A 26,996-nucleotide genomic window follows, 5' to 3' on the forward strand; every position below is an offset into this window, starting at 1 on the left:
TGGTGGAGGGCCGATCCTGGTACGGCAGGCTGGCGGACCGCGGCGGTACCGGTCCGGACGCGAGGGAGGTGACGGGATCGTGGGGATGCTCGGCAACGGTGGGGGTGGCACGCTCCGCTCAGACGTGGAGGCCCTGCTCTCCCGGACCCTCGCCCGGTACGAGCGCGTCCTGGCCAACGTCGCCGACGGCATCTACGGCCTGGACGCCGACGGGCGCGTCGAGTTCGTCAACCCGGCGGCGGTGCGGATGACCGGGCTCGCCGCCGAGGAGCAGCTGGGGCGCGACCAGCACGCGGTGATCCACGGGCGCCGGCCCGACGGCTCGCCGTACCCGAAGCACGAGTGCCCGGTCTGGGGCGCGCTGCGGAGCGGCCGGACGATCACCGCCGAGCACGAGGTCTTCTGGCACCGCGACGGCACCCCCGTGCCGGTCGAGCTGATCGCCGTCCCGACAGTGGAGGACGGCGCGGTGACCGGCGTGGTGGTGTCCTTCCGCGACCTGACCGACCGGCTGGCCGCCCGGCGCCAGGCCGCGGAGCTGCGGCGGGTGACCGAGCGGGCCGCCGAGCAGCGCGCGCTGTCCGACCGGCTGCAGCAGGCGCTGCTGACCCCACCGCCGGAACCCGACCACCTGCAGGTCGCCGTGCGGTACCGCCCGGCCGCGCACGGGGCGCAGGTCGGCGGCGACTGGTACGACGCGTTCCTCCAGCCCGACGGCGCGACGATGCTGGTGATCGGGGACGTCGTCGGACACGACAGCGACGCCGCCGCGGCGATGGGCCAGCTGCGCGGCCTGCTGCGGGCGCTCGCCTACGACAACGACGAGCCACCGTCGGACACGCTGTCCCGGACCGAGCACGTGGCGCGCGGGCTCGCGGTGAGCACGATGGCGACCGTCGTCCTCGCCCGCGTCGAGCGGCACCCGGACGTGCCCGTGGCCGGCACGCGCGTGCTGCGCTGGAGCAACGCCGGACACCTCCCGCCGGTGCTGCTCGCCCCCGACGGCTCGACCACGCTGCTCGAGACCCGCCCCGAGCTGATGCTCGGCATCGACCCCGACGCACCGCGCACCGACCACACCGCCGAGCTGCGCGACGGGCACACCCTGCTGCTGGTCACCGACGGCCTGGTCGAGCGTCGGGACGCCGACCTGGACGAGGGGCTGGCGACGATGCGGGAGGTGCTGCGCGACCTCGGCGAGACGTCACTGGAGGAGCTGTGCGACACGCTCCTCGGGCGGATGCTGCCGGTGGACGGGGCCGACGACGTCGCGATCGTGGCCGTCCGCGCGCATCCGGAGGACCGTCCGCGGCCGCCCGAGGCCGGCCCCAACCGCCTCCCACCCGGCGTGGACTAGAGACCCCGGACACGACAGCGCCCCTCTCGCTCGTGCGAGGGGGGCGCTGTCGTGGACGGCCCGTCCAGGGGCCCGCCCCGAGCCCGCGAGGGGTGGGGAGGACGGGCGGCCCCGCTGCAGGGTCCCGCCGCGAGCTCGCGAGCGGCGGGGGCAGAGGGGTCCTTATGCGATGGCGACGGTGGTCTCGTTGAGGCCGACGTCGGCGGTGAGGACGCGCTCGCCCCTGCCGACCGGGGCCAGGGAGCGCAGCTTCCACTCACCCGGGGCGGCGAAGAAGCGGAACTCGCCCTCCGGGCTGGTGACCACCTCGGCGGTGAACTCGTCGGTCGAGTCCAGCAGCCGGACGTAGGCCCCGGCGACGGGGGCGCCGTCGTGCCAGACCTGGCCCTGGATCACCGTCTGGGTGCTCAGGTCGATCCCGGCCAGGGCACCGCCCTGCTTCGGAGCGCCGCACATGCTCAGGCCCCCTTCTCGATCGGGACGCCGACGAGGGAGCCGTACTCGGTCCAGGAGCCGTCGTAGTTCTTGACGTTCTGGTGACCGAGCAGCTCGCGCAGCACGAACCAGGTGTGGCTCGAGCGCTCGCCGATCCGGCAGTAGGCGATGGTGTCCTTGCCGGTGTCGAGGCCGGCCTCGGCGTAGAGCTTGGCCAGCTCCTCGTCGCTCTTGAAGGTGCCGTCCTCGTTGGCCGCCTTGCTCCACGGCACGTTCACCGCGGTGGGGATGTGGCCGGGGCGCTGCGCGCCCTCCTGCGGCAGGTGCGCGGGGGCGACCAGCTTGCCGGCGAACTCGTCGGGCGAGCGGACGTCGACCAGGTTCTTCTGGCCGATCGCGGCGACGACCTCGTCGCGGAAGGCGCGGATGGAGGTGTCGGGGTCCTTGGCCTGGTACTGCGTGGCCGGGCGCTGGACGGCGTCGGGCGACAGCGGGCGGCTGTCGAGCTCCCACTTCTTGCGGCCGCCGTCGATCAGCTTGACCTGGTCGTGGCCGTAGAGCTTGAAGTACCAGTAGGCGTAGGCGGCGAACCAGTTGTTGTTGCCGCCGTAGAGCACGACGGTGTCGTCGTTGCTGACGCCCTTCTCCGACAGCAGCTGCTCGAACTGCTCCTTGCTCACGAAGTCGCGGCGCAGCGGGTCCTGCAGGTCGGTCTTCCAGTCCAGCTTGACCGCGCCCTCGATGTGGCCCTTGTCGTAGGCGCTGGTGTCCTCGTCGACCTCGACGAAGACGATGCCGGGGGCGCCGATGTGCTCCTGGGCCCAGTCGGCGGAGACGAGCACGTCGTTGCGGCTCATGGGGGGTGGTCCCTCCTGTGGTGGGTGTGCGGTCAGGTGGTGCGCGCGGGACGGGCCCGGCGGACGGTCAGGTACAGCTCGCAGCCGAGGCAGAAGCCCGCGGCCGCGTTGAGCAGGGCCGCCACCAGCGCGAGGCCGGTCGCGACGGCGCCGACGAGCGGCGCGCCGGAGAGGTACCCGGCGGCGCCCACGACGGCGAAGACGAGGCCGACCAGCTGGGCGAAGCGCGCCGGCGCCTCGGGCTCCCGCTCGCGGACCGGACCCAGCCGCGGGGCGACGAGGACGCGGAACAGCACCCCGTAGGGGGCGTACCGCAGACCGGCGAACGCTCCGACGGCGAAGACGGCGGCCTGGAGGGCGACCAGGACGCCGCTGCCGGTCAGCAGGGCGACGGCGAGGACGGCGCTGGTGACCCACGCGGCGGCGCGCGGACCCCGGACGTCGACCTCGCGGCCGGTCGGCGGGTGTGCTGGGAGCATGGGGGCAGAGGGCTTCCGGACGGCGGTCAGGGCACGTCGGGACGAGGCTGGGCTCGCCCTAGGAGGCCGGACACAGGCAGCTGCCGACGCGGCACAGGTCCACTGTGCGGCGGCTGGTCAGCAGGATGCCCACGGCGCGAGGGTAACGGATCACAGTCCGCCCCCGTCCCGGGCCGGGGCCGGGGCGACGTGCGCCTCGACCAGCCGGGTGAGCTCCTCGGGCCGCGGGGTACCGCTGCTGCGGCCGATCAGCCGGCCCGCGCGGTCCAGGTAGAACAGCGTCGGGGTGCGCCGGACGCCCAGCTCACGGACGGCGTCGAGGTGGCTCTCGGCGTCGACGTCCACGTGCGCCAGCCCCGGCCGGGTGGCCTGCAGCTGCTGCAGCCGGGCCCGGGTCGCCCGGCACGGCCCGCAGAACGCCGTCGAGAACTGGACGACGGTCAGCTCGGCGTCGCCCGGGCGCACGCCCAGGCCCTCGAGCACGGCGGTCGCCGTCCGCTCCTGCCCGCCCTCCGCTGCGCGCACCGCGCCGTCCCTCCTCCGCAGCCACCAGGCCCCGACCGCCGTCAGCGCGAGGGCGACGCCCAGCACGCCGGCTCCGATCGGGTCCACGTCGGGCAGCAACCCGCCCGGCCCGCCGGCTGTTCCGGCTCCCCCGATCGGGGGACCGGGCGGGTGGGTCAGCCGGACAGGACCGTGTCGGTCGCCTCGACCCGCACCCGCACGCCGTCGTCGGCCGGTGCGACGCCGGTGACCTGCAGGCCGAAGGGCAGCGGCGGGATGCGGTAGCGCAGGTCCAGGGCGTCGCTGACCTGGTCGACGAGGTACCCCGGGACGTCGACGCCGGCGCTGGAGGCCTCGTCGACGTCGACCACCACGGTGCCGCCGTCGAGCGAGACCGTGCCCGTGGCGGCCAGGGGAACGCTCACCCCGGCGACCTCCACGGTGCGCTGCACCCGCAGGCCGTCGCCGTCCCGCGTCAGGGTCGTGCCCGGGCCCAGCTGGCCGGCGAGCAGGTCGTAGGACAGCGTCGCGGTGCCGTCGACCCGCTCCACCGGCACCTCCTGCACCGATCCGGACAGGACGTCGGACAGCGCCACGTGCACCCCCTGCAGCGAGACGTCGGCGCGGGTGCCCTCGGGCTCACCCAGGTCGGCGCCGGTCAGGGAGACCCGCACGTCCTCGTACCGCCCGCCGACCGCCTGGGTGAGGAACGGGAAGCCCTCGAACTCCAGGTCGGGTGCGCCGGCGAGCCCGGCCCGCTGGGCCACCACCCGCGCCACCTGGTCCTCGGCGATCTCCTCACCGATCCGGTCCGCGCCGACGACCAGGCCGGCCAGGAGCAGCAACACCACGAGCGCACGCACGGACCGGCTCCTCAGAGGACCTTCTGCAGCAGGACGGAGAACGCCACGGGGGCGGCCGCGGCGAAGGGCAGCACCGCCTGCAGCAGGGCCGCCGCCCACGCCCGGCGCGGGCCCGCCGCGACGACGTAGCCCGCGGCCAGCCCGGTGAGCGCGGCGACCGCGCCCAGCGCCAGGCCGGCGACGAGCGCCCCGAGGACCGTGGCCACGTCGTCGGCGCCGGAGCCGACCACCGCCACGGCCACACCGGCCAGCACACCGAGCACCAGCGCGGGCACCCCCTGCGGCACGCCGGCCGCGATCACCGGGCGGGGCAGCAGGAGGTCGACCAGGGAGCCCACCAGCAGCGTCGCCCCGACGACGAGCAGGGGGCTGACCGCGGCCGTCCCGTCGCCGGCGGCGGGCAGGAGCAGCAGGACGGCCAGGGCGGCGACCGTGGTGACCAGCAGGAGGACGCCGGCCAGCGAGCCGACGACGTCGGACCGCGGCGCCCGGCGCAGCATCTGGTGCAGCACCGCGGCGAGCAGGCCCAGGCCCGGGACGGCGAGCAGCGCGCCGATCTCCGGCCGCTCGGGCACCACGACCAGCAGGTCCGCGCCGGCCGCCGCGGCGAGCCCGAGGGCCGGCGCGCCGGCCCGCCCGGGGATCCCGGTCGCCGGAACCCACGCCGCGACCAGCGCCACCTGCAGGACGGCCACCGCCACCAGCCGGCCCGGCTCCCCCGCGACCGCGGGCAGCCCGACCAGCAGGGCCGTCGCGACGGCCGCGACGACGGCGGTGGACAGGTGCCACGCGCGGGCAGGGAGCCCGGGTCCCGCCTCGGTCGCCGTCACGGTCCGATCGTCGCAGACAGCCGGCGCCCGATCCGGCCGACGAGCGAGGGGTGGGTGTCGCGTCGCCGGGTCGCGCGCCGTCGTCCGTGGGGACGGTCACGTGTCGCGACCGGTTCGGGACGGGAACGGGTGGATCACGTCGGTTATCCTGCTGTCTCTTCGACAGCGCCGTCGTGGGCCCCCGGACGACGACCGTCGTCCCCGGCTCCCCTGAGGAGACGTCATGCGACTCGTGCTCATGACCGCCGCACGTCAGGCCACGACCGAGGTGCTGCCCGCCCTCGGCCTGCTGGGACACCACGTCCGCGTGGTGGCGCCGGAGCTGTCCAGCCTGCTCGACGGCGACTCCGGCGACGTCGTCCTCGTCGACGCCCGGCACGACCTCATCCAGGCGCGCACCCTGTGCAGCCTGCTGTCCTCCACCGGCGTCGCCTCCGCGCTGGTCGCCGTCCTCTCCGAGGGCGGCCTGGTCGCGCTGTCGGCCGACTGGGGCATCGACGACGTGCTGCTCGACACCGCCGGCCCGGCCGAGGTCGACGCCCGCCTGAAGTGGGCCACCGCCCGGCGGCTGGCCGCCACCTCCCCCGCCGACGGGCCGGAGGGCGGTGTGACCCAGGCCGGCGAGCTGGTGATCGACGAGCACAGCTACTCGGCCAAGCTGCGCGGCCGCCCGCTCGACCTCACCTACAAGGAGTTCGAGCTGCTGAAGTACCTGGCCCAGCACCCGGGCCGGGTCTTCTCGCGTGCCCAGCTGCTCCAGGAGATCTGGGGCTACGACTACTTCGGCGGCACCCGCACCGTCGACGTCCACGTGCGCCGGCTGCGGGCCAAGCTCGGCACCGAGCACGAGGCGCTGATCGGCACCGTGCGCAACGTCGGCTACAAGCTCGACCAGCAGGTCGCCGACGCCACCGCGGCCGCCGCGCGCGCCGCGGCCGAGACCCGGGCGCCGAACGACACCGAGCTGGTCTGAGGCCCCCGCTGTCCACTGCCCCCCTCGTCCGGGACGTCGACCGGCTCGACCCGGCCGACGTCGACGCCGTCCTCGCGCTGGTGCGCGCGGCGACCGCGGCCGACGGCGTCCGCCCGCTCTCGGAGGAGGCCGAGCTGCGGCTGCAGCACGGCGGTCCGGCCGGCGGTCGCGACGCGCTCGCCACCGCCGCCGACGGCACGCTGACCGGCTACGCGCGGTTCGAGGGCGGGGACGGCACGGGGGACGCCGAGGCCGAGCTGGTCGTCGCCCCCGGCGCCCGCCGTCAGGGGGTCGGCCGCACGCTGCTGGCCCACCTCGAGGCGCTGGCCGGCGACCGCCCCCTGCGGGTCTGGGCCCACGGCGACCTGCCCGGGTCGGCCGAGCTCGCGCGACGCCGCGGTTACCAGCGGGCGCGGGTGCTGCTGCAGATGCGCCGCGACCTGGCCGGCGTCGACCCCGAGCCCCGGCTGCGGCTGCCCGAGGGCGTCTCGGTGCGCACCTTCCGGCCCGGCCACGACGAGCAGGCCTGGTTGCGCACCAACGCCCGCGCCTTCGCCTCCCACCCCGAGCAGGGCAGCTGGACGACCGAGGACCTGCTGCTGCGCGAGGCCGAACCGTGGTTCGACCCGGCCGGCTTCTTCCTCGCCTGGGACGGCGACCGGCTGCTGGGGTCGCACTGGACGAAGGTGCACCCGCCGGGCGACGAGGGGCCGGAGGCGGTCGGCGAGGTCTACGTGCTCGGCATCGACCCCGACGCGCAGGGCCTGGGCCTGGGCCGCGCGCTCACCGACGTGGGGCTGGCCCACCTGCGCGGCCTCGGGCTGCGCCAGGTGCTGCTCTACGTCGAGGAGGACAACACCGCGGCGGTGACGCTGTACGCGCGCAGCGGGTTCACCCGGCACGCGGTCGACGTCTCCTGGCGCCGCGCCCGCTGAGCGAGGCCCCCGGCCCGCCACCACTCGTGAGAGGACCCCGTCCTCCTCACCGCTCGCAGGCTCGCGGTGAGCCTGTGGACCGGGGTGCGCCAGTCGGCGCGCCCGCGTTCACCCGATGGACGTGATCCGGCCCACACGACGTGACACAGGCCTCGGCCGCCGTTCACCCCGCGTTCATCGGTGCACCGGGAGGCGTCCACCTCGGCTCCCTAGCGTCGGTCCTCGTTGGTTCCGCGCTGCCCGGCGGATGGCCCGGGCACACGTCGAAGGGCCCCTTCCTTGAAGCTCAGCACCACGCCGCGCGCCGTCGTCCTCTCGACCGCGCTCGCCGGCACCCTCGCGCTGACCGCCTGCGGCGCGGCGAACGAGGAGAGCGCCGGTGGCGGCGGCAGCACCGGCACGGGCGGCGCCACGGAGCTCAGCGGCGCCCTGGACGGCGCCGGCGCCAGCAGCCAGCAGGCCGCCATGCAGGGGTGGACGGCCGGCTACTCCGGCGCGCAGCCGGGCGTGACCGTGAACTACGACCCGGTGGGCTCCGGCGGTGGCCGTGAGCAGTTCCTCGCCGGTGGCGTGGACTTCGCCGGCTCCGACGCCGCGCTGGACGAGGAGGAGCTGACCGCCGCGGCCGAGCGCTGCGGCGGCGGTGAGGTCTTCGAGCTGCCGAACTACATCTCGCCCATCGCGGTCGTCTACAACCTCGAGGGCGTCGACGAGCTCAACCTCTCCCCCCAGGTGATCGCCGGCATCTTCGACCAGAAGATCACCACGTGGAACGACCCGGCGATCGCTGCGGACAACCCGGGCGTGACGCTGCCCGACCTGGCGATCACCCCGGTGAACCGGTCCGACGAGTCGGGCACCACCGAGAACTTCACCGAGTACCTGGCCGCTGCTGCCGGTGGGGCGTGGCCGCACGAGCCGGACGGCAACTGGCCGGTCGCCGGCGGCGAGGCCGCCCAGGGCACCTCCGGCGTCATCAGCGCCGTCAGCGGCGGCAACGGCACCATCGGCTACGCCGACGAGAGCCAGGCCGGCGACCTGGGCGTGGCCAACGTCGGGGTCGGCGAGGAGTTCGTCGCCCCCACCCCGGAGGCGGCCGCGGCGGTCGTCGAGAACTCCGAGCGGGTCCAGGGCCGGGGTCAGTACGACTTCGCCATCGAGCTGGCCCGCGACACCACCGAGTCGGGCAGCTACCCGATCGTGCTGGTCAGCTACCACATCGGCTGCGTCCGGTACGACGACCAGGAGACCGCCGGACTGGTGGCCGACTTCATGGGGTATGTGATCAGCGAGGAGGGCCAGCAGGCCGCGGCCGAGGCCGCGGGTTCCGCGCCGATCTCCGACGCGCTGCGCCAGCAGGCCCAGACGGCCGTGGACGCCATCACGGCCGGCTGAGCGACGATGTCCGGCAACGGCCCGGGGCGCCCGACGGCGCCCCGGGCCGTTGGCGGGCCCGGCCCTGGCCGGGCGCCCGAACCACCCTCCGCCGGGTCCCCAGGCACCGGCCCACACACCACGGAGCAGCGGTGAGCAGCACCAGGACCACACCCCCGTCCCCCGCCGGGACCGGACGGTCGGTCCGCCGTCCCGGTGACCGGGTCTTCGCCGGTACCGCCAAGGGCGCCGGGATCCTGATCCTCGTCATCCTCGCGGGGGTCGCCGCGTTCCTCGTCGTGGAGGCGGTGCCCGCGCTGACCGCCCCGGCCGAGGACATCCCCGGGGGCGGCGGCCTGGCCTCCTACATCGCCCCGCTGGTCTTCGGCACCCTGCTCGCGGCGGTCATCGCGCTGCTCGTGGCGACGCCACTGGCCGTGGCGATCTCCCTGTTCATCGGCTACTACGCGCCGCGGCGGATCGCCCAGGGCCTGGGCTACCTGGTCGACCTGCTCGCCGCGATCCCGAGCATCGTCTACGGCTTCTGGGGCATCTTCTGGCTGGCGCCGAAGCTGGTGCCCTTCTACCAGTGGCTCGAGCGCGACCTCGGCTTCATCCCGCTGTTCGCCGGCCCTGCCTCGACCACCGGGCGCACCATGCTGACCACCGGCCTGGTCCTCGCCGTGATGATCCTGCCGATCATCAGCGCCATCTCCCGCGAGGTCTTCCTGCAGGTCCCGAGCCTGCACCGCGAGGCGGCGCTCGCCCTGGGCGCCACCCGCTGGGAGATGATCCGGATGGCGGTCCTCCCCTACGGCCGCTCCGGCGTCATCGGCGGCGCCATGCTGGGCCTCGGCCGGGCACTCGGCGAGACCATGGCCGTGGCGATCGTGCTGTCGGTCTCCGGCGGCATCACGTTCAACCTGATCAGCAGCGGCAACCCGTCGACCATCGCGGCGAACATCGCGCTGGAGTTCCCCGAGTCCTCGGGCATCGACATCAACACGCTGATCGCCAGCGGCCTGGCCCTGTTCGTCATCACCCTCGCGGTGAACATGCTGGCCCGCGCGATCGTCAACCGGCGCGCCGACTTCTCCGGAGCGAACTGATGAGCCAGACCTCCACCGCGCCGGCGCCCACGGGGAGCAGCGCCCCCGCGCCACGCCGCGGCGAGCGCGCCCGTCGGCTGCCGAACTGGTCGCCCTGGGCGGTCTTCCTGGGGGCCGCCGCCGTCGTGGGCGTGCTCTGGCCGGTGTTCGACCTCAACATCGCGCTGTTCGTGCTCTACACCGTCGTCCTCGGGACGCTGGCGGTGTACCTGCTGACCCGGACCGTGGAGGGCCCCCGGCGGGCCACCGACCGGCTGGTGACCTGCCTGGTGGTCAGTGCCTTCGGGCTGGCGATGGTGCCCCTGGTCTCCCTGGTCTGGGAGGTCGTCAGCCGCGGCGCCGCACGGCTGGACGGCGAGTTCTTCAACTCCTCGCTCGTCGGCATCGTGGGCGAGGGCGGCGGCGCCTACCACGCCATCATGGGCACGCTGATCATCACGGCCCTGACCACGCTGATCTCCGTGCCGATCGGCCTGATGACGGCGATCTTCCTCGTGGAGTACGCCCGCGGGCGGCTGAAGCGGGCGATCACCTTCCTGGTCGACGTCATGACCGGCATCCCGTCGATCGTGGCCGGCCTGTTCGCCTACGCGCTGTTCGCGATCTTCTTCGGCCCGGGCATCCGGCTCGGCGTCATGGGCGCGATCGCGCTGTCGGTGCTGATGATCCCGGTCGTCGTCCGCTCGGCGGAGGAGGTGCTCAAGCTGGTGCCCAACGAGCTGCGTGAGGCCTCCTACGCGCTGGGTGTGCCGAAGTGGCGCACCATCGTCAAGGTGGTCATCCCGACGTCGATCGCAGGCCTCGGCACCGGCGTCACCCTGGCGATCGCCCGCGTCGTCGGCGAGACCGCTCCCCTGCTGATCACCCTGGGCATCACCAACGCCACGAACCTCGACGCGTTCGACGGCCGCATGGCGACCCTGCCGGTCTACGCCTACTACCAGCTCACCCAGCCGGGCGTCCCGCCGCAGTTCGCCACCGACCGGGCCTGGACGGCGGCCCTCGTCCTGATCATCCTGGTGATGGGTCTCAACGTCGTCGCCCGGCTCATCAGTCGCTTCTTCGCTCCCAAGACCGGTCGCTGACCGGCAATCCTGGAGGACCTCCTGTGGCCAAGCGCATCGACGTCTCCGACCTCAACATCTACTACGGCAACTTCCTGGCGGTCGAGAACGTCAACGTCTCGATCGAGCCGCGCAGCATCACCGCGCTCATCGGGCCGTCGGGCTGCGGGAAGTCGACCTTCCTGCGCTCGATCAACCGGATGCACGAGGTCATCCCGGGCGGGCGGGTCGAGGGCAAGATCGTCATGGACGGGCAGGACCTCTACGGCGCGGACGTCGACCCGGTGGACGTCCGGCGGCAGATCGGCATGGTCTTCCAGCGGCCCAACCCGTTCCCGACCATGTCGATCTACGAGAACGTCGCCGCGGGCATCCGGCTGAACAACAAGAGGATGAGGAAGTCCGACCTCGACGACCTGGTGGAGCGCTCGCTCCGGGGAGCCAACCTGTGGAACGAGGTGAAGGACCGCCTCAACCGCCCGGGCGCCGGGCTCTCCGGTGGTCAGCAGCAGCGGTTGTGCATCGCCCGCGCGATCGCCGTCGAGCCCGACGTCCTGCTCATGGACGAGCCGGCCTCCGCGCTGGACCCGATCTCCACGCTGGCGATCGAGGACCTGATGGCCGACCTCAAGGAGCGGTTCACCATCGTCATCGTCACCCACAACATGCAGCAGGCGGCGCGGGTGAGCGAGCAGACCGGCTTCTTCAACCTCAGCGGGGTCGGCCAGCCGGGCCGGCTGATCGAGTTCAACCCGACCGAGAAGATCTTCAGCAACCCGGACCAGAAGGCGACCGAGGACTACATCTCCGGCCGCTTCGGCTGAGCCGGTGACACCGTCGTCCTACCGGACGACACCGCGGCCACGCGCCGTCCCCGACCGGCGCTGAGCTCCACCCGTCGCTCCTCGGGAGACCCTCCGGGCCCCCGCTCGTCACGACACCGCGGCCACGTGCCGTCCCCGACCGGCGCTGAGCTCCACCCGTCGCTCCTCGGGAGACCCTCCGGGCCCCCGCTCGTCACGACACCGCGGCCACGTGCCGTCCCCGACCCGTCCGCTCAGCAGCTGGCGGCCGCGACCGGCTCGGCGGACGGGGTGGCAGGCGCCGCGGGGGCGGGCGTCTCCGGGGCCGCGACCGGCGCCGGGGGGATCTCGACCGGCACGACGCTGGAGAAGCCCGGCCCGATGACCAGCTGGACGGCCCCGCCGGTCGCGTCGCTGGGCTGCAGCACCGCACCGGGGACGGCGGCGGCGACGGTGCGGGCCTGCTCCTCGGCGCCGGGACCGAAGCGGACGACGGTCTCGTTGACCACACCGGGCTCGTTGCCGACCTGACCGACGCCGAAGCCCTGGGCCCGCAGCTGGTCGGCCACGGTGGCGGCCAGCCCGCTGGTGGCGGTGCCGTTGAGGACGTCGAGGGTGATCCCCGCGGGCGCGGCGGTCAGCGGCTGCTCGGCGGGCGTGGTGACGGGCTGCTCGGCCGCCGCGGGGGCGGGCGCAGCGGCCACGGCGGCGGGGTCGGGGGCGATCAGCTCCTCGGGGAGCCGGCCCTCCTCGATCACCTGGTCGAACAGGGAGCGGGAGGCGGTGGCGTCGAGCACGACGTGGGCCTGCTCGCTGCCCGCCGGCACGTGACCCACCTGGGCCACCGGCAGGCCGATCCGCTGCACCGCGTCGCCGGAGAGGTCGCCGAGCGTGCCGGCGAGGGTGCGCAGGTCGCCGAGGGTGGTCGTCCCGTCGACGGTGAGGGCGTCGGAGGCGCGGGTCAGGAACCGGGTGAGGGTGGCCGGGTTGCCGAGGGTCCCCGCCGACATCGCCGTCCGCAGGGTGGAGGTGAGCACCAGCTGCGCGCGCTCGGCGACCGCCTCGCCGGTGACGTCGGCACCGGCGTCCCCCGGGGCGAGGTAGCCGGTGACGCGGTCCCCGGACATGGTGCTGGCGCCGGTGGGGAGCGGCTCGGCCGAGGCGGTGACCGCCGGCGTCGCCACGGGCAGGCAGACGGCGACGCCGCCCAGGGCGTCGACCATGCCGGGCAGCCCGGCCAGGTCCACGCCGAGGTAGTGGTCGACGCGAAGCCCGGAGAGCTGCTGCACCACGCGGACCGTGCACGACGGCCCGCCCTGCAGCAGCGAGTCGGCGAAGGACTCCGTGACCGCCTCGCGCACCTCCCCGTCGGCGCCGACGCAGGCGGGGGTGTCGACCAGCGCGGTCGGCGGGATGCTGACCAGGACGGCCCGCTCCTCGTCCGCGGTGACGTGCGCCAGGAGGGTGGCCACCGAGGCCGGCCCTTCCGCGCCGGGCAGGCCCGTGCCGACGACCAGGTAGGTGGCCGCGCCCTCCTGCAGCCGGGGAGCGAGCACCTCGGCGCCGTCGGGGGTCAGCGCGTCGACGCGCTCGATGCGGTGGTCGACGTAGAAGTACAGCCCCAGGTGGTAGGCGAGGACGACGCCCAGGACGGCCGCCAGACCGACGGCGGCGCGGACGAGCCGGCGGCGGCCGGGGCTGCGGGCGGCGCGGCGGGCGGCCCGGCGCTCGCGTGGCGAGGGCGGCGCGAGCCGGGTGGCACCGGACAGCGCGGCGTCCCGGCCCGGGATCGGCGGCAGCGGCGCGATCGGCCGGGACGGGCGGTGCCCCGCCCCCTCGTCGAACGGCGGGAAGAGCGGCACCGACGGGCGGGCCGACGGCGGCACCGGCGGCAGCCCGCCGCGCGGCGGCTCGACCGGGGGCTGGGGCTGCGCGGTCGGTACCGGCGGCGGGGGGACGGCGGCCGGCGTCCCGGCGACCACGGGCGCGTGCCCGGCCGGGACGGGGGGCAGGCCGCGCTGCGGAGCCGGGGTGTCGTCGACCGGCCGGGGGACGTCGCCGGCACGCCGCCCGGAGGGCAACCGGGCCGCCGGGAGGGCGGTCGGGGCCGATGGGTCGGCGGGCACCGGGGGCAGGCCGCGCCGGCGCTCCGGGGCCTTCTCTCCGGTAGCCAGGGGCAGCGGGATCTCGCCGGTGCGGGCGGCCCGGCGGCGGCCGACCTCGCCGCCCTGGCGGGCGATCAACTGCTCGACGGTGATCGGCTCACGGGCCGGCGTCCCCTCGCCCGCGGCCGGGGACGGCGCGGCCGGGCGGCGCCGGCCGCGGAGACGCCCGGACGACCGGGCCTCTCCCGCGTCGTCGCGCGTGCGCTCGTTCCCCACCCGTGCCGACATCCCATCGTCGAACCACCGCCCTGACGGGCACCGTCGTCCCCGGCCCACGCGCGGAGGTACCGCTGCGCAGTCGGGCAGTCACCCACGATACGGGCGCGGAGGGCTCCTCCCGGGTGGGACGCGCGGGATCGGCGGGCGGGACCCTGCGAGCCGTCGTAGCGTCCCCGAGGTGAGGTTGCCGTTCGTGCCGGGTCCGTCCGACGTGGTCTCCGCGGTGGAAGGACTCCGCGACGGCGTCACCGAGGCACTGGCGCTGGTCCCGCGGCTGGCGGCGGTCGTCGGGCGCGTGGAGTCGCTGCTCGACCGGGTCGAGGGTGTGGTGGACCGGGCGGACGCGGCGATCACCGCCGTGGAGGGCACGCGCCGACGGGCGGACGACGCCGTCGCCGCCGTGCAGGTGACCCGGCAGAGGGCCGACGACGAGATCGCCGCCGTGGACGGGACCCGGCGGAACGCCGACGACGCCGTCGCGGCGGTGGGGCACACCCAGCGCAAGGCCGACGAGGCGATCACCGCGGTCGGGGACACCCAGCGCAAGGCCGACGAGGCGATCACCGCAGTCGGGGACACCCAGCGCAAGGCCGACGAGGCCATCCTGGCGGTGAGCCGCACGGTCGCCCGCTCCGACGACGCGATCACCGCGATCGGACGGACGATCTCCCGTTCGGACGACGCCGTCGCCGCCGTCGGCGAGACCGTCGCCCGCTCCGACGACACGATCACCGCCGTGGAGGCCACGATCGGGCGGTCCGAGGGCGCCATCACCGCTGTGGAGGGCACCATCGCCCGCTCGGACGACGCGATCACCGCCGTCGGGCGGACCATCTCCCGTTCCGACGAGGCGATCGCCGCGGCCGGCGGGACGATCTCGGCCGCGGACGGCGCGGTGGGACGGGCGGAGGGGCTGCTGGGCCGGGTCGACCCGATGGTCGACGTCTTCCAGGAGCCGCTGACCGCTCTCGCACCGGCGGTGCGCCGTCTGGCGGCGAGCATCGACCGGGACGAGGTCGAGGCGGTGGTCGCCTTCATCGACCGGCTGCCCCAGCTGATGACGCACCTCGACGAGGACATCCTGCCGGTGATCGGGTCCATGGGATCGGTCGGCGAGGACGTGCACGACCTGCTCGACACCATGCAGGACCTGCGGCACGTGGTGAAGGGCTTCCCCGGCTCCCGGCTGTTCCGCCGGCGGGGCGCCGAGGAGATCGCGGAGGACGAGGAGCGGGAGGCCGCCGAGGGAGGGTGACGGCCGGGGACCGGTGCACCCGGCCCCCGACCGCCGCGCGTCAGGTCTCGGTCGGGTAGCCGAGCGCGCGGACGACGTCCCCGATCCGCTCGTAGGTCTCGCCCTCGGGCAGCCGTCGCAGCTCGTCGACGACCGCGTCCGGGGCCCGGTGGTCCAGGGCCGCTTCGACGAGCGTGGGCCCGTCGCTCGGGAAGTCGGCCCGGTCCAGCCAGCGGGCCAGCTCGGCGCGGGCGACGACGGCGTCCTCGGTCATGCCCACCGGGACGCCGCCGACCAGGGTGCCCGCGGGGGTGCTGTCGATGTCGGGGTCGCCCTCCGCCTGCGGCTCCACCTCGCGCCACTCCTCGGCGCGGGTGGCGCGCTCGGCCTTGAGCATCCCCTGGATCTCGTGCTCGAGCTCCTCGTCAACCCGTGGGCTGTGCTTGGTGCTGCGGGCCGACGTCCCGGCGAACTGGTCTCCGGTCTCGCTCACGGTCGTCCTCCTCCTGGTGCCTTCATCTGTGCCGCGCCGGTCACTTCTCGTGCAGGGCGCCGGGCTTGTGCACCGCGGTCTTGCCGGTCTTGTCGCTCTCGACCTCGTACTGCGGCTCGTCCTCGCTGGCCTTCACCTTCCGGCCGGCCGCCTTCGTCTCGGACGTGATCTCGCGCTTGACGGTGCCCTCGACCTCCTGGCCGTGGCTCTTCCAGGTGACGTGGTCACCCTTCCCCAGGTCGTCCGACACGTGGTCCTCCCGGCTGCTCGGTGCGGTCCCCCCGCCACTGCCCGGCGCGGGCCCGGGACACACATCACCCGTCCGGGAGGACCAATCACCCGTGCGGGCACTGACGCACGCGCGATCGTCACGTAGCGTTCTGCCCGACGGGGAGCGCCACGTCGTTCTCGCTGCTCAAAGCGGGGGGAACGAACACTCAGCGTGACGGCTCCGTCCTCGATCGCCGGCCCGGTCGACCCCATTCCCCCGGGGTCGGCCGGGTCGGCCCGCATCTACGCTCGGGTCCCGTGACCGTCCCAGACCCCACCCGGCCGGTCGACGTCCTCACCGTGACCTCGGTCCACGACGTCACCCCCTCGGTGCGCCGCATCCTGCTCTCGGGCACGCCCGCGGCGGCCGCGGCGGCCGGCCCCACGATCTCGCTGCTGGTCCCCCGGGTCGGCGACCCGGCGCCGCGCTGGCCGTCGGTGCAGCGGGACGGGCGGATCGTCTGGCCCGAGGGCGCGCACGGGGTCAGCCTGCGCAGCTACACCGCCCGACGGCAGGACCCCGAGCGCGGCGAGGTGGAGATCGACTTCGTGCTGCACGGCGACGGCCCGGCGGCGGCGTGGGCCGGGGCCGCCGTCCCCGGGACGACGGTGGCCGTCGCGGGCGGTGGCCCGCTGGGCGACCGCCCGGCCCGGTGGCTGCTGCTGGCCGGCGACGAGACGGCGCTCCCGGCGATCACCCGCATCCTGGCGTCGGCGCCGCCCTCGACCCTCGGCGTCGCGCTGGTGGAGGTCGCCGACGCCGCCGAGGAGCAGCCGCTGCCGGCACCGGAGGGGGTGGAGGTCCGCTGGCTGCACCGCGACGGCACCCCGCCCGGTGAGGGGACGCTGCTGGCCGACGCCGTCGCGGCGCTGGAGCGGCCTGAGGGCGAGGACCTCTTCGCCTGGGTGGCCGCGGAGTCCGCGACGGTCCGGGCGGTGCGCGCCGACCTCCGCGGCCGGTGGGGGCTGGGCCGGGCGCAGCACCACGCGATCGGCTACTGGCGGCGCGGACGGGCGATGGGCGGGTGAGCGCCGTCCAGACTCCTCACAGGGAACGCCCAGGGCTGCTCCAGCAGCGGGCCGCACCCTCGTGACATGACCACCGCAACGCGTTCGACGGGAGGCGCTGTGAGCAGCACCGGCAGCGGCTCGGCACCGGAGGCCCGCCTCCTCGTGGTGGACGACGAACCCAACATCCGCGAACTGCTGTCGGCCAGCCTCCGCTACGCCGGCTTCGAGGTGGCCACGGCCGCGGACGGGCAGCAGGCGCTGGCGATGGCCGCGTCCTTCCGCCCCGACCTGCTGGTGCTCGACGTGATGATGCCCGGGCTGGACGGCTTCGGCGTCGTCCGCCGGCTGCGGGAGAGCGGCCGGCACACCCCCGTGCTGTTCCTCACCGCCCGCGACGCGGCGGAGGACAAGGTGTCCGGGCTGACCCTGGGCGGCGACGACTACGTGACCAAGCCGTTCAGCCTCGACGAGGTGCTGGCGCGGATCCGGGCGGTGCTGCGCCGCAGCACCGGGCCGCAGCGTCCCACGGAGTCCCCGCGGCTGTCCTTCGCCGACATCGAGCTCGACGAGGAGTCGCACGAGGTCGTCAAGGCCGGTGAGGTGGTCAGCCTCTCGCCGACGGAGTTCAAGCTGCTGCGCTACCTGATGGCCAACGCCGGGCGCGTGCTGTCCAAGGCGCAGATCCTCGACCACGTGTGGAACTACGACTTCAACGGCGACGCCAACGTCGTCGAGTCCTACATCTCCTACCTGCGCCGCAAGGTCGACACCACCGAGCCGCGGCTGCTGCACACCATCCGCGGCGTGGGCTACACGCTGCGGCTCCCCCGCGGTTCGTGACGAACCGGCCGCCCCTCGGGAGCGCGGCGCCCGCCCCGCGACCGGGACGGGCGCCGCGCTTCCCGTTGCGCATCACCCTCGTGGCGCTGCTCATGGGGCTGGTCGTCATCGCGCTGACGGCCACGGGCATCACCGCGACCTCCCTGCTCAAGCGCTACGTGGTCGATCAGCAGGACAAGCAGCTCGTGTCCACCCTCGCCCGGTACCAGGGTGAGCCGTGGTTCGAGGAGGCCTGCGAGGGAGACAACTCGTGGTCCCGGGGCGGCCGCCCGCAGTACAGCACCTTCTACGTCGCCTGCCTGTCCCCGAGCGGTCGGGTCGTCGACCTCGCCGTCCCGCTCGAGGCAGAGACAGGGGAGGTGACCTTCTCCAGGCGGAACGCCAGGTTGGTGCTGGCCGGTATCGGCCGCCCCGTCACCGTGCGGTCGGACGACGGGAGGCTGTGGCGGCTGATCAGCGAGGACGTGGGCGGCGGGAACACCGCGGTGGTGGCGAGCGACATCGAGGCCGACGACCAGGTCATCGGCCGCCTGGTGGTCATCGAGGTGTTGGTCGGGCTCGTCGTGCTGACCGTCCTCGGGGCCGCCGCCTACGTGCTGGTCCGCAACAGCCTGCGCCCGCTGACCGAGGTGGAGCGCACCGCCGCCGCGATCGCCGCCGGCGACCTCTCTCAGCGGGTACCGGCCGGGGACGACCGCACCGAGGTGGGCCGGCTGTCGACCGCGCTCAACGGCATGCTCAGCCGCATCGAGTACGGCTTCCGGGCGCAGCAGGCCTCCGAGGAGCAGGCCCGCGCCTCCGAGACCAGGATGCGCCGCTTCGTCGCCGACGCCAGCCACGAGCTGCGCACCCCGCTGACCTCGATCCGCGGCTTCGCCGAGCTCTACCGGCAAGGTGCGGCGCGCAGCCCGGAGGAGACCGCCCGGCTGATGCAGCGCATCGAGTCCGAGGGCGCCCGGATGGGCCTGCTGGTCGAGGACCTGCTGCAGCTGGCCCGCCTGGACCAGCAGCGCCCGCTCACCCTCACACCGGTCGACCTGGCCGAGGTCGCGGGCGACGCCGTCCACGACGCCCGCGCCGTCCAGCCCGACCGGCCGGTCACCCTGCACCTGGACGAGGCGCTCAGCGAGGTGCCCGTGGTCCTCGGCGACGAGGCCCGGCTGCGGCAGGTCGTCGGCAACCTGGTGACCAACGCCCTGGTGCACACGCCACCGACCGCACCGGTCACGGTCAGCGTCTCCGACGAGCCGGCGCCGACCGACGGGACGGCGGACGGCGACGACGGCGGCGTGGTCGTGCTGCGGGTGTCCGACCAGGGCCCGGGCATGGCGCCCGAGGACGCCGCGCGGGTGTTCGAGCGCTTCTACCGCGCCGACCCGTCCCGGGCCCGGACGGCGGGCGGCACCGGACTGGGGCTGGCCATCGTCAGCGCGCTGGTGCACGCGCACGGCGGCACGGTGCACCTGGACACCGCCCCCGGCCGGGGCGCGACGTTCACCGTCCGGCTGCCCCGGTCCGGTCCGGGCCCGGCGGCCCCGCCGGTGCCGGACGGCCCGGCGGCCTGAGCCTCCGGGCGGTCCGGTTACCGTCCGCGGGTGACCTCCGACGCGGGCGGGCAGCCCTACGACGCCGACCTGATGGCCGCGGTGACCGAGCTCGGCACGGCCCTGCGGGAGCTGGTGGACGCCTCCGTGCTCACCACCGTCCCGGCCGACCAGCTGAGGGCCGCGGCCGCCGACGCGCGGGCCGTCACCGCCCGCCTGGCCGCCGCGCAGCGGCCGGTGACGCAGCTGCCCGTGCTGGACGACCCGTTGGTCTTCCGCCGCGTCTACAACCCGGTGAGCGGGGTGGGCAGCGCCCTCGCGCCGCCGGTGCGGATCCGCCGGGTCGAGGGCGGCGTCGTCGGCGAGGCCCTGCTCGGCCCGGCCTACGAGGGTCCGCCCGGCTACGTGCACGGCGGCATGAGCAGCCTGCTCATGGACCAGCTGCTCGGGTCGGCGGCGATCGCCGCGGGGCTCTGGGGCATGACCGTCCGCCTGGAGGTGGACTACCGGCGGCCCGTGCCGCTCTCGACCCCCCTGACGATGCGGGCGCAGGTCACCGAGGCCGCCGGGCGCAAGTGCGCCGTCACCGGCACGATCGCGACCACGGCGGCGCCCGATCGGACGCTGGTCGAGGCCCGCGGCGTGTTCGTCATGCCCCGCGAGGAGCTCCGCGCCGACTACTTCGGTGCGATCACCGACGCCTCCGGCCAGCACCGGCCACCGGGGCGCCCCACCGACGCCACGGCCCTGTCCGACCGCCCGTGAGGGACGTCGAGGTCGCCGCCGCCGCGGCCCGGGCAGCCGCCGCCGTCCTCACCGGGCTGCGCGAGGAGGGCCGGCTCACCGGCCGGGCGCTCGGGGACGCCGGCGACGCCGCCGCGCAGGCCGCGATCGCCCGGGTGCTGGCCGAGCAGCGTCCGGACGACGCCGTGTTCAGCGAGGAGGCCGTCGACGACCGCCGCCGGCTGACCGCCGACCGGGTGTGGATCGTCGACCCGCTCGACGGCACCCGCGAGTACGGCGAGGCGCCGCGGCCGGACTGGGCGGTGCACGTGGCGCTGTGGAGGGCCGGCGAGCTGCCGGCTGCCGCCGTGGCGCTGCCGGCGCTGGGCGAGGTGCTGGTGACCGACCCCGCGCCCGTGGTGCCCCCGCCGGGAGGCGGGCGGCCGCGGATCGCGGTCAGCCGCAGCCGCCCGCCCGCGGTGGCCGCCACCGCGGCGGCGGCCCTCGACGCCGAGCTGGTGCCGATGGGCTCGGCCGGGTGGAAGGTGACCGCCGTCGTCCGCGGCGAGGCCGACGCCTACGTGCACGCCGGTGGCATGTACCAGTGGGACTCGGCCGCACCGGTCGCCGTCGCCCGCGCCGCGGGGCTCACCGCCGTCCGGCTGGACGGCTCGGCCCTGGCCTACAACGGCCCGGACGCGTGGCTGCCGGACCTGCTGGTGTGCCGCCCGGAGCTGGCCGACCGGCTGCTGGCGGCGGTGCGACCGGGGTCACAGCCGCTCACGTAGGGCGATGACGGAGACTGGTACCCGGGAATCTCCCCCGGACCGGTGCGGTTGCTGCTGGTTCCGGCCTTGTCCCCGACCTCCCGGAGCCCCAGCTCGTGACCACACCCGACTACCGGCTCTCCCAGCTGGAGACGCTGGAGGCCGAGTCCATCCACGTCATCCGCGAGGTGGCCGCGGAGCTCGAGCGCCCGGTGCTGCTCTTCTCCGGCGGCAAGGACTCCATCGTGATGCTGGAGCTGGCTCGCAAGGCGTTCGCGCCGGCCCGCATCCCGTTCCCGGTCATGCACGTCGACACCGGGCTGAACTTCCCCGACGTGCTCGAGTTCCGCGACAAGCGGGTCGCCGAGCTCGGCGTGCAGCTGATCGTCGCCTCCGTCCCGGACGCGATCGCGGCCGGCACGGTCAGGGAGGAGCCCAACGGCTCCCGCAACCGCATCCAGACGCCGGTGCTGCTCGACGCGGTCGAGGAGCACGGCTTCACCGCGCTGTTCGGCGGCGCCCGCCGCGACGAGGACAAGGCGCGCGCCAAGGAGCGGGTGTTCTCCTTCCGCGACGAGTTCGGCCAGTGGGATCCGAAGAACCAGCGCCCCGAGCTGTGGGACCTCTACAACGGCCGCATCCACCTCGGTGAGTCGATCCGGGTCTTCCCGCTGTCGAACTGGACCGAGCTGGACATCTGGCAGTACATCGCCCGCGAGCAGATCGCCATCCCGCCGCTGTACCTCGCCCAGGAGCGGGAGGTCGTCGAGCGCCAGGGGATGCTGTACGCGGTCAACGAGTTCATCCGCCCCAGGGACGGCGAGCAGCCGTTCCGGGCCACGGTCCGGTACCGCACCGTCGGCGACGCGAACCTGACCGCCGCCGTCCGCTCGGAGGCCACCACGGTCGCCGACGTCATCGCCGAGATCGCGGTGACCCGGATGACCGAGCGGGGCGCCACCCGGGGCGACGACAAGGTCAGCGACGCCGCCATGGAGGACCGGAAGAAGGAGGGCTACTTCTGATGGCTCCCGCCGACACGTACCCCACCGTGACCGACGCCGACGAGCCGGTCGACGTGCACTCGGCCGTCGCCGAGCACGCCGTGGAGCTCGCCACCGCGCGCAAGGACATCCTGCGCATCGCGACCGCCGGCTCGGTGGACGACGGCAAGAGCACGCTGATCGGCCGGCTGCTCTACGACAGCAAGGCGATCTTCGAGGACCAGTACGAGGCCGTGGCCCGCGCCAGCAAGGGGGACCACGTCGACCTCGCGCTGCTCACCGACGGCCTGCGGGCCGAGCGCGAGCAGGGCATCACCATCGACGTCGCCTACCGCTACTTCGCCACCCCTCGGCGCACGTTCATCCTGGCCGACACGCCGGGCCACGTGCAGTACACGCGCAACATGGTCACCGGCGCCTCGACCGCCGACCTGGCGATCGTGCTGGTCGACGCCCGCAAGGGCATGGTGGAGCAGAGCCGCCGGCACGCCTTCCTCGCCTCGCTGCTGCGGGTGCCCCACCTGGTGGTCGCGGTCAACAAGATGGACCTCGTCGAGTGGTCGGAGGAGGTCTTCGAGTCGATCGCCGACGAGTTCAGCGCGTTCGCGGCCAAGCTCAGCGTGCCGGACCTGACCGTCGTCCCCATCTCGGCGCTGCACGGCGACAACGTCGTCACCCACTCGGCGAACACGCCCTGGTACGAGGGCCCGACGCTGCTGCACCACCTCGAGCACGTGCACGTGGCCAGCGACCGCAACCTCACCGACGCGCGGTTCCCGGTGCAGTACGTCATCCGCCCGCAGACCGAGGAGCACCACGACTACCGCGGCTACGCCGGCACCGTCGCCAGCGGGGTCTTCCGCGTCGGCGACGAGGTCACGGTGCTGCCCAGCGGCCTGCCGACGACGATCGCCGGCATCGACGGCCCGCGCGGCCCGGTCGACGAGGCCTTCCCGCCGATGGCGGTGACGCTGCGGCTCGCCGACGACCTCGACGTCTCCCGCGGCGACCTGATCGGCAAGCCGGAGAACGCCCCGACGGCCACTCAGGACCTCGACGCGCTGGTCTGCTGGATGACCGACGAGCCGCTGCGGCCGCGCCAGCGGATCGCGGTCAAGCACACCACCCGCACGGCGCGCGCGATGGTCAAGGAGCTGGCCTACCGGCTCGACGTGAACACGCTGCACCGGGACCGGGAGGCCACCGAGCTCGGCCTCAACGACATCGGCCGGGTGCGCCTGCGCGTCACCCAGCCGCTGTTCGTCGACGACTACACCCGCAACCGGGTGACCGGCCGCTTCATCCTGGTCGACGAGGCCACCAACGCCACCGTCGGCGCCGGGATGCTCACCCCCGCCGGCTGAGAGGAGGGCCCCCTGCCCCCACCGCTCGCAGGCTCCCGGCGGGACCCTCCAGGGGGCCTTCCTCAGGCTGCGGCTGCGGGAGCTCCCGCCGCCTTCTCCAGCGCCCGACGGGTGAGCAGCCGCGCCAGGTGCCGGCGGTACTCCTGGTCGGCGTGCATGTCCGCCCCCGGGCTGGTGCCCTGGTCGGCCAGCGCGGCGGCCTCCTCGATGGAGGCTCCCCGCGCGAGGGCCTCCTCCGTCGCGGTCGCCCGTACGACCGCCCCGGCCATGTTGGCCAACGCCACGCGGAGCGGTCCGCCCGCCCCACCACCCCGGCTGCCGACCGCGGCCGCGGCGACGATCGGCCAGTCGTTGGCCCGGCGGGTGAACTTCTCGTACGCCCAGCCGGCCGACCCGGTGCGCGGCACGCGGATCTCGACGATCAGCTCGTCCTCGGCCAGCGCGGTCTCGAAGAACCCGAGCCAGAAGTCCGTCAGCGGGATCGAGCGCCGACCGTTCGGGCCCTGGACGACGACCGTGCCGCCCAGCGCCAGCAGCGCGGTGGGCAGGTCGGAGGCCGGATCGCTGTGCGCGACCGTGCCGCCGATCGTGCCGCGGTGGCGCACCTGCGGGTCGCCGACCTGGCTGGCGACGTAGGGCAGGATCGGCACCTCGGCCGCGGCGACGGCGTCCTTCTCCAGCTCGTGGTGCCGGGTGCCCGCGCCGATGGCGACCTCGTCGCCGTCCACCCGCACGTAGGACAGCCCCGGGATGCGGCTGATGTCGATGAGCACCGCCGGCATGGCCAGGCGCAGCTTCATCAGCGGCAGCAGCGAGTGCCCGCCGGCGAGGACCTTCGCGTCGTCCCCGTGCTCGACGAGCGCGGCGATCGCCTCCTCGACCGATGTCGGCCGCACGTACTCGAACGACCCCGGGATCATGCCCACTCCTCGCTGGCGCTCGTCGGGCGCACGACCCGGGGTGCTGTGCCCTCGGATGCCCTCGCGAGCCCGGTCATCGGGCCACCTCCTGCGCCTGCGGGACCTGACCGGCGGCAGGGCCGGCACCGGCCGCGCTCTGGACCGCCCGGACGATGTTGTGGTAACCGGTGCAGCGGCAGAGGTTGCCCTCCAGCCCCTCGCGGATCTCGCGGTCGGTGGGGTCGGGGTTGTCGGCCAGGACGCCGATGGCGGCCATCACCATGCCGGGGGTGCAGAACCCGCACTGCAGGCCGTGCTCCTCGCGGAAGGCCTTCTGCACCGGGTGCATCTCGCCGTCCGGGCCGGTCAGGCCCTCGAGCGTGGTCACCTGCGCGCCGTCGGTCTGGGCCGCCAGGACCGTGCACGACTTCACCGACAGCCCGTCGACGATGACGGTGCACGCGCCGCACGAGGTGGTGTCGCAGCCGAGGTTGGTCGCCTTGAGCCCGCAGACCTCGCGCAGGTAGTGCGCCAGCAGCAGCCGGGGTTCCACCTCGTCGGTGCGCTGCTGTCCGTTGACGGTGATCGAGATCTGCATCAGTTGCCTCCCTGGGCCTGCTGGACGGCCCGGAACACGCGCATCGGGGTGGTCGGCATGTCGATGTGCCGGACGCCGAGGTGGGCCACGGCATCGATGACCGCGTTCTGCACGGCCGGGGTGGCGCCGATCGTCCCCGCCTCGCCGATGCCCTTCGCACCGAGCGCGTTCATCGGGGTCGGCGTGGCCATCTCGACCAGTTCGAAGCTGGGCAGCTCGGTGGCGGAGATGAACGGGTAGTCGGCCAGCGTCGAGGTGGTCGGGTTGCCGTCCTCGTCGTAGAGGACCTCCTCCAGCAGCGCCTGCGCCACGCCCTGGGCGTAGCCGCCGTGCCGCTGCCCCTCGGCCAGCAGCGGGTTGAGGATCGTGCCGGCGTCGTCGACCGCGATCAGCCGGGTGACCTGGGCCTTGCCGGACTCGACGTCCACCTCCACGACCACCACGTGGGCCCCGAAGGGGAACGTCGGCGCCGCGGCGGTGAACCGGGTCTGCACCAGCAGCTGCTCGTCCGCGGCCAGGTCGGCGAAGGTGACCCCCGTCCCCGGCGTCCCGCGGACGGCGAGCCCGGCCAGACCGAGGTCGACGACCAGGTCCTCGGGGTCGACCTCCAGCTTCTCCGCGGCCCGCTGCCTGGCCAGCTCGACGAGCTCGCCGGCCGCCTGGTGCACCGCCGCGCCGCCCTGCTGGAGGCTGCGCGACCCCATCGTGCCGCCGCCCTCCGGGACCCGATCGGTGTCGCCGTGGACGACGGTGATCTTCTCCACCGGGATGCCGAGCTGGTCGCTGGCGATCATCGCCCACGCGGTGGCGTGGCCCTGGCCGTGCGGGGAGGTGCCGGTGAGCACCGTCGCCGTGCCGTCCGGGTGGACCTCGAGCGAGGCCGCCTCCCCGGTGCCGGCGCCGTTGTCGGCCCCGGTGATCTCGACGTACACCGACATCCCGATGCCGAGCTGCCGCACGTCACCCCGCTCCCGGCGCCGGGCCTGCTCGGCCCGGAGCTCGGCATAGCCCGCGGCCTCGAGCGCCTTGTCGAGGGCCGCGGTGTAGTCGCCGTTGTCGTAGGTGGCGCCCATCGGTGTCCGGTGCGGCTCGCTGAACGCCGGCAGCAGGTTCTTGCGGCGCACCTCGGCCGGGTCCATCCCGATCTCGGCGGCGAAGAGGTCGATCGCCCGCTCCAGCGCCGCGGTCGCCTCCGGGCGGCCCGCGCCCCGGTAGGCACCGATGGACGTCGTCGTGGTGGCCAGTGCGCGCGCCTGCGCGTGCACCCGCGGGAAGCCGTAGACCCCGGGGGCCATCAGCATGGTCAGGGTGGGCAGCACCGTGCCGATCCGGGGATAGGAGCCGCAGTCCTGGTCCACCACGAGGCTGTAGGCCTCGATCGTCCCGTCCCGGCGCCCCCCGATGGTGACCACCTGGTCCTGGGCCCGGCCGTGGAGCATGCCGATCAGGTTCTCCGACCGGTTCTCCGCCCAGCGCACCGGCCGGCCGACGTGCTTGGCCAGCCAGGCGATCAGGGCGTACTCGGGGTCCGCGCCGATCTTGGCGCCGAAGCCGCCGCCGACGTCAGGGGTGATCAGGTGGATCAGGTCGGGGTCCATCTTGAGCCAGTCCCCGAACTGCCCCCGGGCCTGCTGGGCACCCTGGTTGGTGCACCAGACGGTGACCCGGCCGTCCTCGCCCCAGGCGGCGGCCGCGGCCCGGCTCTCCAGCGGCACCGGTGCCACCCGCTGGTTGACCATCGGCTGGGTGACGACGACCTCGCAGCCGTCGAAGAAGTCCGCCGGCGCGGGTTCGCCGAACGAGGCCATGACGTTGGTGCCCGCCTCGGGGAACAGCAGCACCTCGTCGGCGGCCGCCGCCGCGGTGCCCACCACCGCGGGCAGCGGGTCGATGTCGACGGCGACCATCTCGGCGGCGTCCTCACCCTGGTACCGCTCCTCGGTGAGGACGACGGCGATCGGGTCGCCGACGAACCGGACGCGGTCCGACGCCAGCCACGGCCGGGTCATCGCGCGGTTGACGAACGGGAAGGGCGGTGGGATCGGGACGAGGTCGGCGACGTCCTCGGCCGTGACCACGGCGACCACGCCCGGCGCCTCCAGGGCGGCGGAGGTGTCGACCGACAGCAGCCGGCCGTGCGCGACGGTGGACCGCACGAAGGTCGCGTGCAGCGCCCCGGCGAGCCGGTCGTCGGTCAGGTCGTCGGTGTAGGTCGCACCACGTGTGAGGAACAGCGGGTCTTCGGTGCGGACCACTCGCGTACCGAGGATGCTCATGCGCTC

General features: G+C 74.6%; 27 protein-coding genes. 15 read left to right on the forward strand and 12 right to left on the reverse strand.

Translation table 11 applies throughout. The annotated features are described in order from the left end of the window. Positions 1–124: 124 nt before the first annotated feature. A complete protein-coding gene (locus tag BLS21_RS23150; protein WP_245700703.1) occupies positions 125–1,357 on the forward strand; it encodes a PP2C family protein-serine/threonine phosphatase in 1,233 nt (410 codons plus the stop codon). A gap of 162 nt (positions 1,358–1,519) precedes the next feature. On the opposite strand, the gene BLS21_RS23155 is transcribed toward BLS21_RS23150, so the two are convergent. From BLS21_RS23155 to BLS21_RS23180, 6 genes are all read right to left on the reverse strand, one after another. Then, on the reverse strand, positions 1,520–1,813 hold the full coding sequence (locus tag BLS21_RS23155; protein WP_091223969.1) for a DUF1416 domain-containing protein: 294 nt from the start codon (positions 1,811–1,813) through the stop codon (positions 1,520–1,522). A 2-nt stretch (positions 1,814–1,815) separates the two neighbouring features. After that, the gene (locus BLS21_RS26325) at positions 1,816–2,649 is read right to left on the reverse strand and encodes a sulfurtransferase (RefSeq protein ID WP_091223970.1); all 834 of its coding nucleotides are present in this window, start codon (positions 2,647–2,649) and stop codon (positions 1,816–1,818) included. Positions 2,650–2,681: 32 nt separating this feature from the next. Then, on the reverse strand, positions 2,682–3,128 hold the full coding sequence (locus BLS21_RS23165) for a DUF4395 domain-containing protein (protein WP_091223972.1): 447 nt from the start codon (positions 3,126–3,128) through the stop codon (positions 2,682–2,684). 150 nt (positions 3,129–3,278) lie between these two features. Then, positions 3,279–3,740 (reverse strand): TlpA family protein disulfide reductase, encoded by a 462-nt coding sequence (locus BLS21_RS23170; protein WP_245700704.1) that lies wholly within the window; start codon positions 3,738–3,740, stop codon positions 3,279–3,281. 68 nt (positions 3,741–3,808) lie between these two features. Beyond that, entirely contained in the window at positions 3,809–4,495 is a 687-nt protein-coding gene (locus BLS21_RS23175; RefSeq protein WP_091223974.1) for an LmeA family phospholipid-binding protein, read from the reverse strand. An 11-nt stretch (positions 4,496–4,506) separates the two neighbouring features. Beyond that, positions 4,507–5,325, reverse strand: coding sequence for a hypothetical protein (locus tag BLS21_RS23180; RefSeq protein WP_091223976.1), 819 nt, complete (start codon positions 5,323–5,325; stop codon positions 4,507–4,509). Positions 5,326–5,548: 223 nt separating this feature from the next. Here BLS21_RS23180 and BLS21_RS23185 point away from each other — a divergent pair, with 223 nt between their 5' ends. The 6 genes from BLS21_RS23185 (at position 5,549) to pstB (ending at position 11,604) form a co-directional block, all read left to right on the forward strand. Continuing rightward, positions 5,549–6,298 carry a winged helix-turn-helix transcriptional regulator gene (locus tag BLS21_RS23185; RefSeq protein WP_091223978.1) on the forward strand — a complete coding sequence of 250 codons (750 nt, stop codon included), beginning with the start codon at positions 5,549–5,551 and terminating at the stop codon, positions 6,296–6,298. Positions 6,299–6,306: 8 nt separating this feature from the next. Next, positions 6,307–7,233: a mycothiol synthase gene (gene mshD / locus BLS21_RS23190; RefSeq protein WP_091224030.1), complete on the forward strand. Its 927-nt coding sequence runs from the start codon at positions 6,307–6,309 to the stop codon at positions 7,231–7,233. A gap of 279 nt (positions 7,234–7,512) precedes the next feature. Beyond that, positions 7,513–8,628, forward strand: a complete 1,116-nt coding sequence (gene pstS, locus BLS21_RS23195; RefSeq protein ID WP_091223980.1) for a phosphate ABC transporter substrate-binding protein PstS — start codon at positions 7,513–7,515, stop codon at positions 8,626–8,628. Between the two features lie 131 nt (positions 8,629–8,759). Beyond that, entirely contained in the window at positions 8,760–9,716 is a 957-nt protein-coding gene (pstC, locus tag BLS21_RS23200; protein ID WP_091223982.1) for a phosphate ABC transporter permease subunit PstC, read from the forward strand. Then, a complete protein-coding gene (pstA, locus tag BLS21_RS23205; protein WP_091223984.1) occupies positions 9,716–10,801 on the forward strand; it encodes a phosphate ABC transporter permease PstA in 1,086 nt (361 codons plus the stop codon). The genes pstC and pstA overlap by 1 nt, the downstream gene beginning before the upstream one ends. Before the next feature lie 23 nt (positions 10,802–10,824). Continuing rightward, positions 10,825–11,604: a phosphate ABC transporter ATP-binding protein PstB gene (gene pstB, locus BLS21_RS23210; RefSeq protein WP_091223986.1), complete on the forward strand. Its 780-nt coding sequence runs from the start codon at positions 10,825–10,827 to the stop codon at positions 11,602–11,604. Between the two features lie 233 nt (positions 11,605–11,837). Here pstB and BLS21_RS23215 read toward each other — a convergent pair whose 3' ends face one another. Continuing rightward, positions 11,838–13,976 carry an LCP family protein gene (locus tag BLS21_RS23215; RefSeq protein WP_245700706.1) on the reverse strand — a complete coding sequence of 713 codons (2,139 nt, stop codon included), beginning with the start codon at positions 13,974–13,976 and terminating at the stop codon, positions 11,838–11,840. Between the two features lie 169 nt (positions 13,977–14,145). On the opposite strand from BLS21_RS23215, the gene BLS21_RS23220 reads away from it, so the two are divergent. Beyond that, entirely contained in the window at positions 14,146–15,222 is a 1,077-nt protein-coding gene (locus tag BLS21_RS23220) for a hypothetical protein (RefSeq protein WP_175479720.1), read from the forward strand. A 40-nt stretch (positions 15,223–15,262) separates the two neighbouring features. On the opposite strand, the gene BLS21_RS23225 is transcribed toward BLS21_RS23220, so the two are convergent. After that, complete coding sequence (locus BLS21_RS23225) at positions 15,263–15,694, reverse strand: DUF2795 domain-containing protein (RefSeq protein ID WP_091223990.1); 432 nt, start codon at positions 15,692–15,694, stop codon at positions 15,263–15,265. Positions 15,695–15,734: 40 nt separating this feature from the next. Further along, positions 15,735–15,944 (reverse strand): hypervirulence associated TUDOR domain-containing protein, encoded by a 210-nt coding sequence (locus BLS21_RS23230; protein ID WP_091223992.1) that lies wholly within the window; start codon positions 15,942–15,944, stop codon positions 15,735–15,737. 278 nt (positions 15,945–16,222) lie between these two features. Between BLS21_RS23230 and BLS21_RS23235 the strand changes: the two genes are divergently transcribed. The 7 genes from BLS21_RS23235 (at position 16,223) to BLS21_RS23265 (ending at position 23,217) form a co-directional block, all read left to right on the forward strand. Continuing rightward, complete coding sequence (locus BLS21_RS23235) at positions 16,223–16,993, forward strand: siderophore-interacting protein (RefSeq protein ID WP_091223994.1); 771 nt, start codon at positions 16,223–16,225, stop codon at positions 16,991–16,993. Positions 16,994–17,092: 99 nt separating this feature from the next. Next, the gene (locus BLS21_RS23240; protein ID WP_281241970.1) at positions 17,093–17,815 is read left to right on the forward strand and encodes a response regulator transcription factor; all 723 of its coding nucleotides are present in this window, start codon (positions 17,093–17,095) and stop codon (positions 17,813–17,815) included. A gap of 65 nt (positions 17,816–17,880) precedes the next feature. Further along, on the forward strand, positions 17,881–19,380 hold the full coding sequence (locus tag BLS21_RS23245) for a sensor histidine kinase (RefSeq protein ID WP_245700707.1): 1,500 nt from the start codon (positions 17,881–17,883) through the stop codon (positions 19,378–19,380). Positions 19,381–19,410: 30 nt separating this feature from the next. Further along, positions 19,411–20,124: a PaaI family thioesterase gene (locus BLS21_RS23250; RefSeq protein ID WP_091223998.1), complete on the forward strand. Its 714-nt coding sequence runs from the start codon at positions 19,411–19,413 to the stop codon at positions 20,122–20,124. Next, on the forward strand, positions 20,121–20,870 hold the full coding sequence (locus BLS21_RS23255) for an inositol monophosphatase family protein (RefSeq protein WP_091224000.1): 750 nt from the start codon (positions 20,121–20,123) through the stop codon (positions 20,868–20,870). Before BLS21_RS23250 ends, BLS21_RS23255 begins: the two co-directional genes overlap by 4 nt. Positions 20,871–20,965: 95 nt before the next feature. Further along, entirely contained in the window at positions 20,966–21,874 is a 909-nt protein-coding gene (cysD, locus tag BLS21_RS23260) for a sulfate adenylyltransferase subunit CysD (RefSeq protein ID WP_091224002.1), read from the forward strand. Beyond that, entirely contained in the window at positions 21,874–23,217 is a 1,344-nt protein-coding gene (locus BLS21_RS23265) for a sulfate adenylyltransferase subunit 1 (RefSeq protein ID WP_245700708.1), read from the forward strand. The genes cysD and BLS21_RS23265 overlap by 1 nt, the downstream gene beginning before the upstream one ends. A 62-nt stretch (positions 23,218–23,279) precedes the next feature. Here BLS21_RS23265 and BLS21_RS23270 read toward each other — a convergent pair whose 3' ends face one another. From BLS21_RS23270 to BLS21_RS23280, 3 genes are all read right to left on the reverse strand, one after another. Beyond that, on the reverse strand, positions 23,280–24,137 hold the full coding sequence (locus tag BLS21_RS23270) for an FAD binding domain-containing protein (protein WP_091224039.1): 858 nt from the start codon (positions 24,135–24,137) through the stop codon (positions 23,280–23,282). 73 nt (positions 24,138–24,210) lie between these two features. Then, positions 24,211–24,714 carry a (2Fe-2S)-binding protein gene (locus BLS21_RS23275; RefSeq protein ID WP_091224004.1) on the reverse strand — a complete coding sequence of 168 codons (504 nt, stop codon included), beginning with the start codon at positions 24,712–24,714 and terminating at the stop codon, positions 24,211–24,213. Next, complete coding sequence (locus BLS21_RS23280; RefSeq protein ID WP_091224006.1) at positions 24,714–26,990, reverse strand: xanthine dehydrogenase family protein molybdopterin-binding subunit; 2,277 nt, start codon at positions 26,988–26,990, stop codon at positions 24,714–24,716. The genes BLS21_RS23275 and BLS21_RS23280 overlap by 1 nt, the downstream gene beginning before the upstream one ends. Positions 26,991–26,996: the final 6 nt, after the last annotated feature.

The organism is Geodermatophilus siccatus (assembly GCF_900103785.1).
GTDB classification, from domain to species: Bacteria; Actinomycetota; Actinomycetes; order Mycobacteriales; family Geodermatophilaceae; genus Geodermatophilus; species Geodermatophilus siccatus.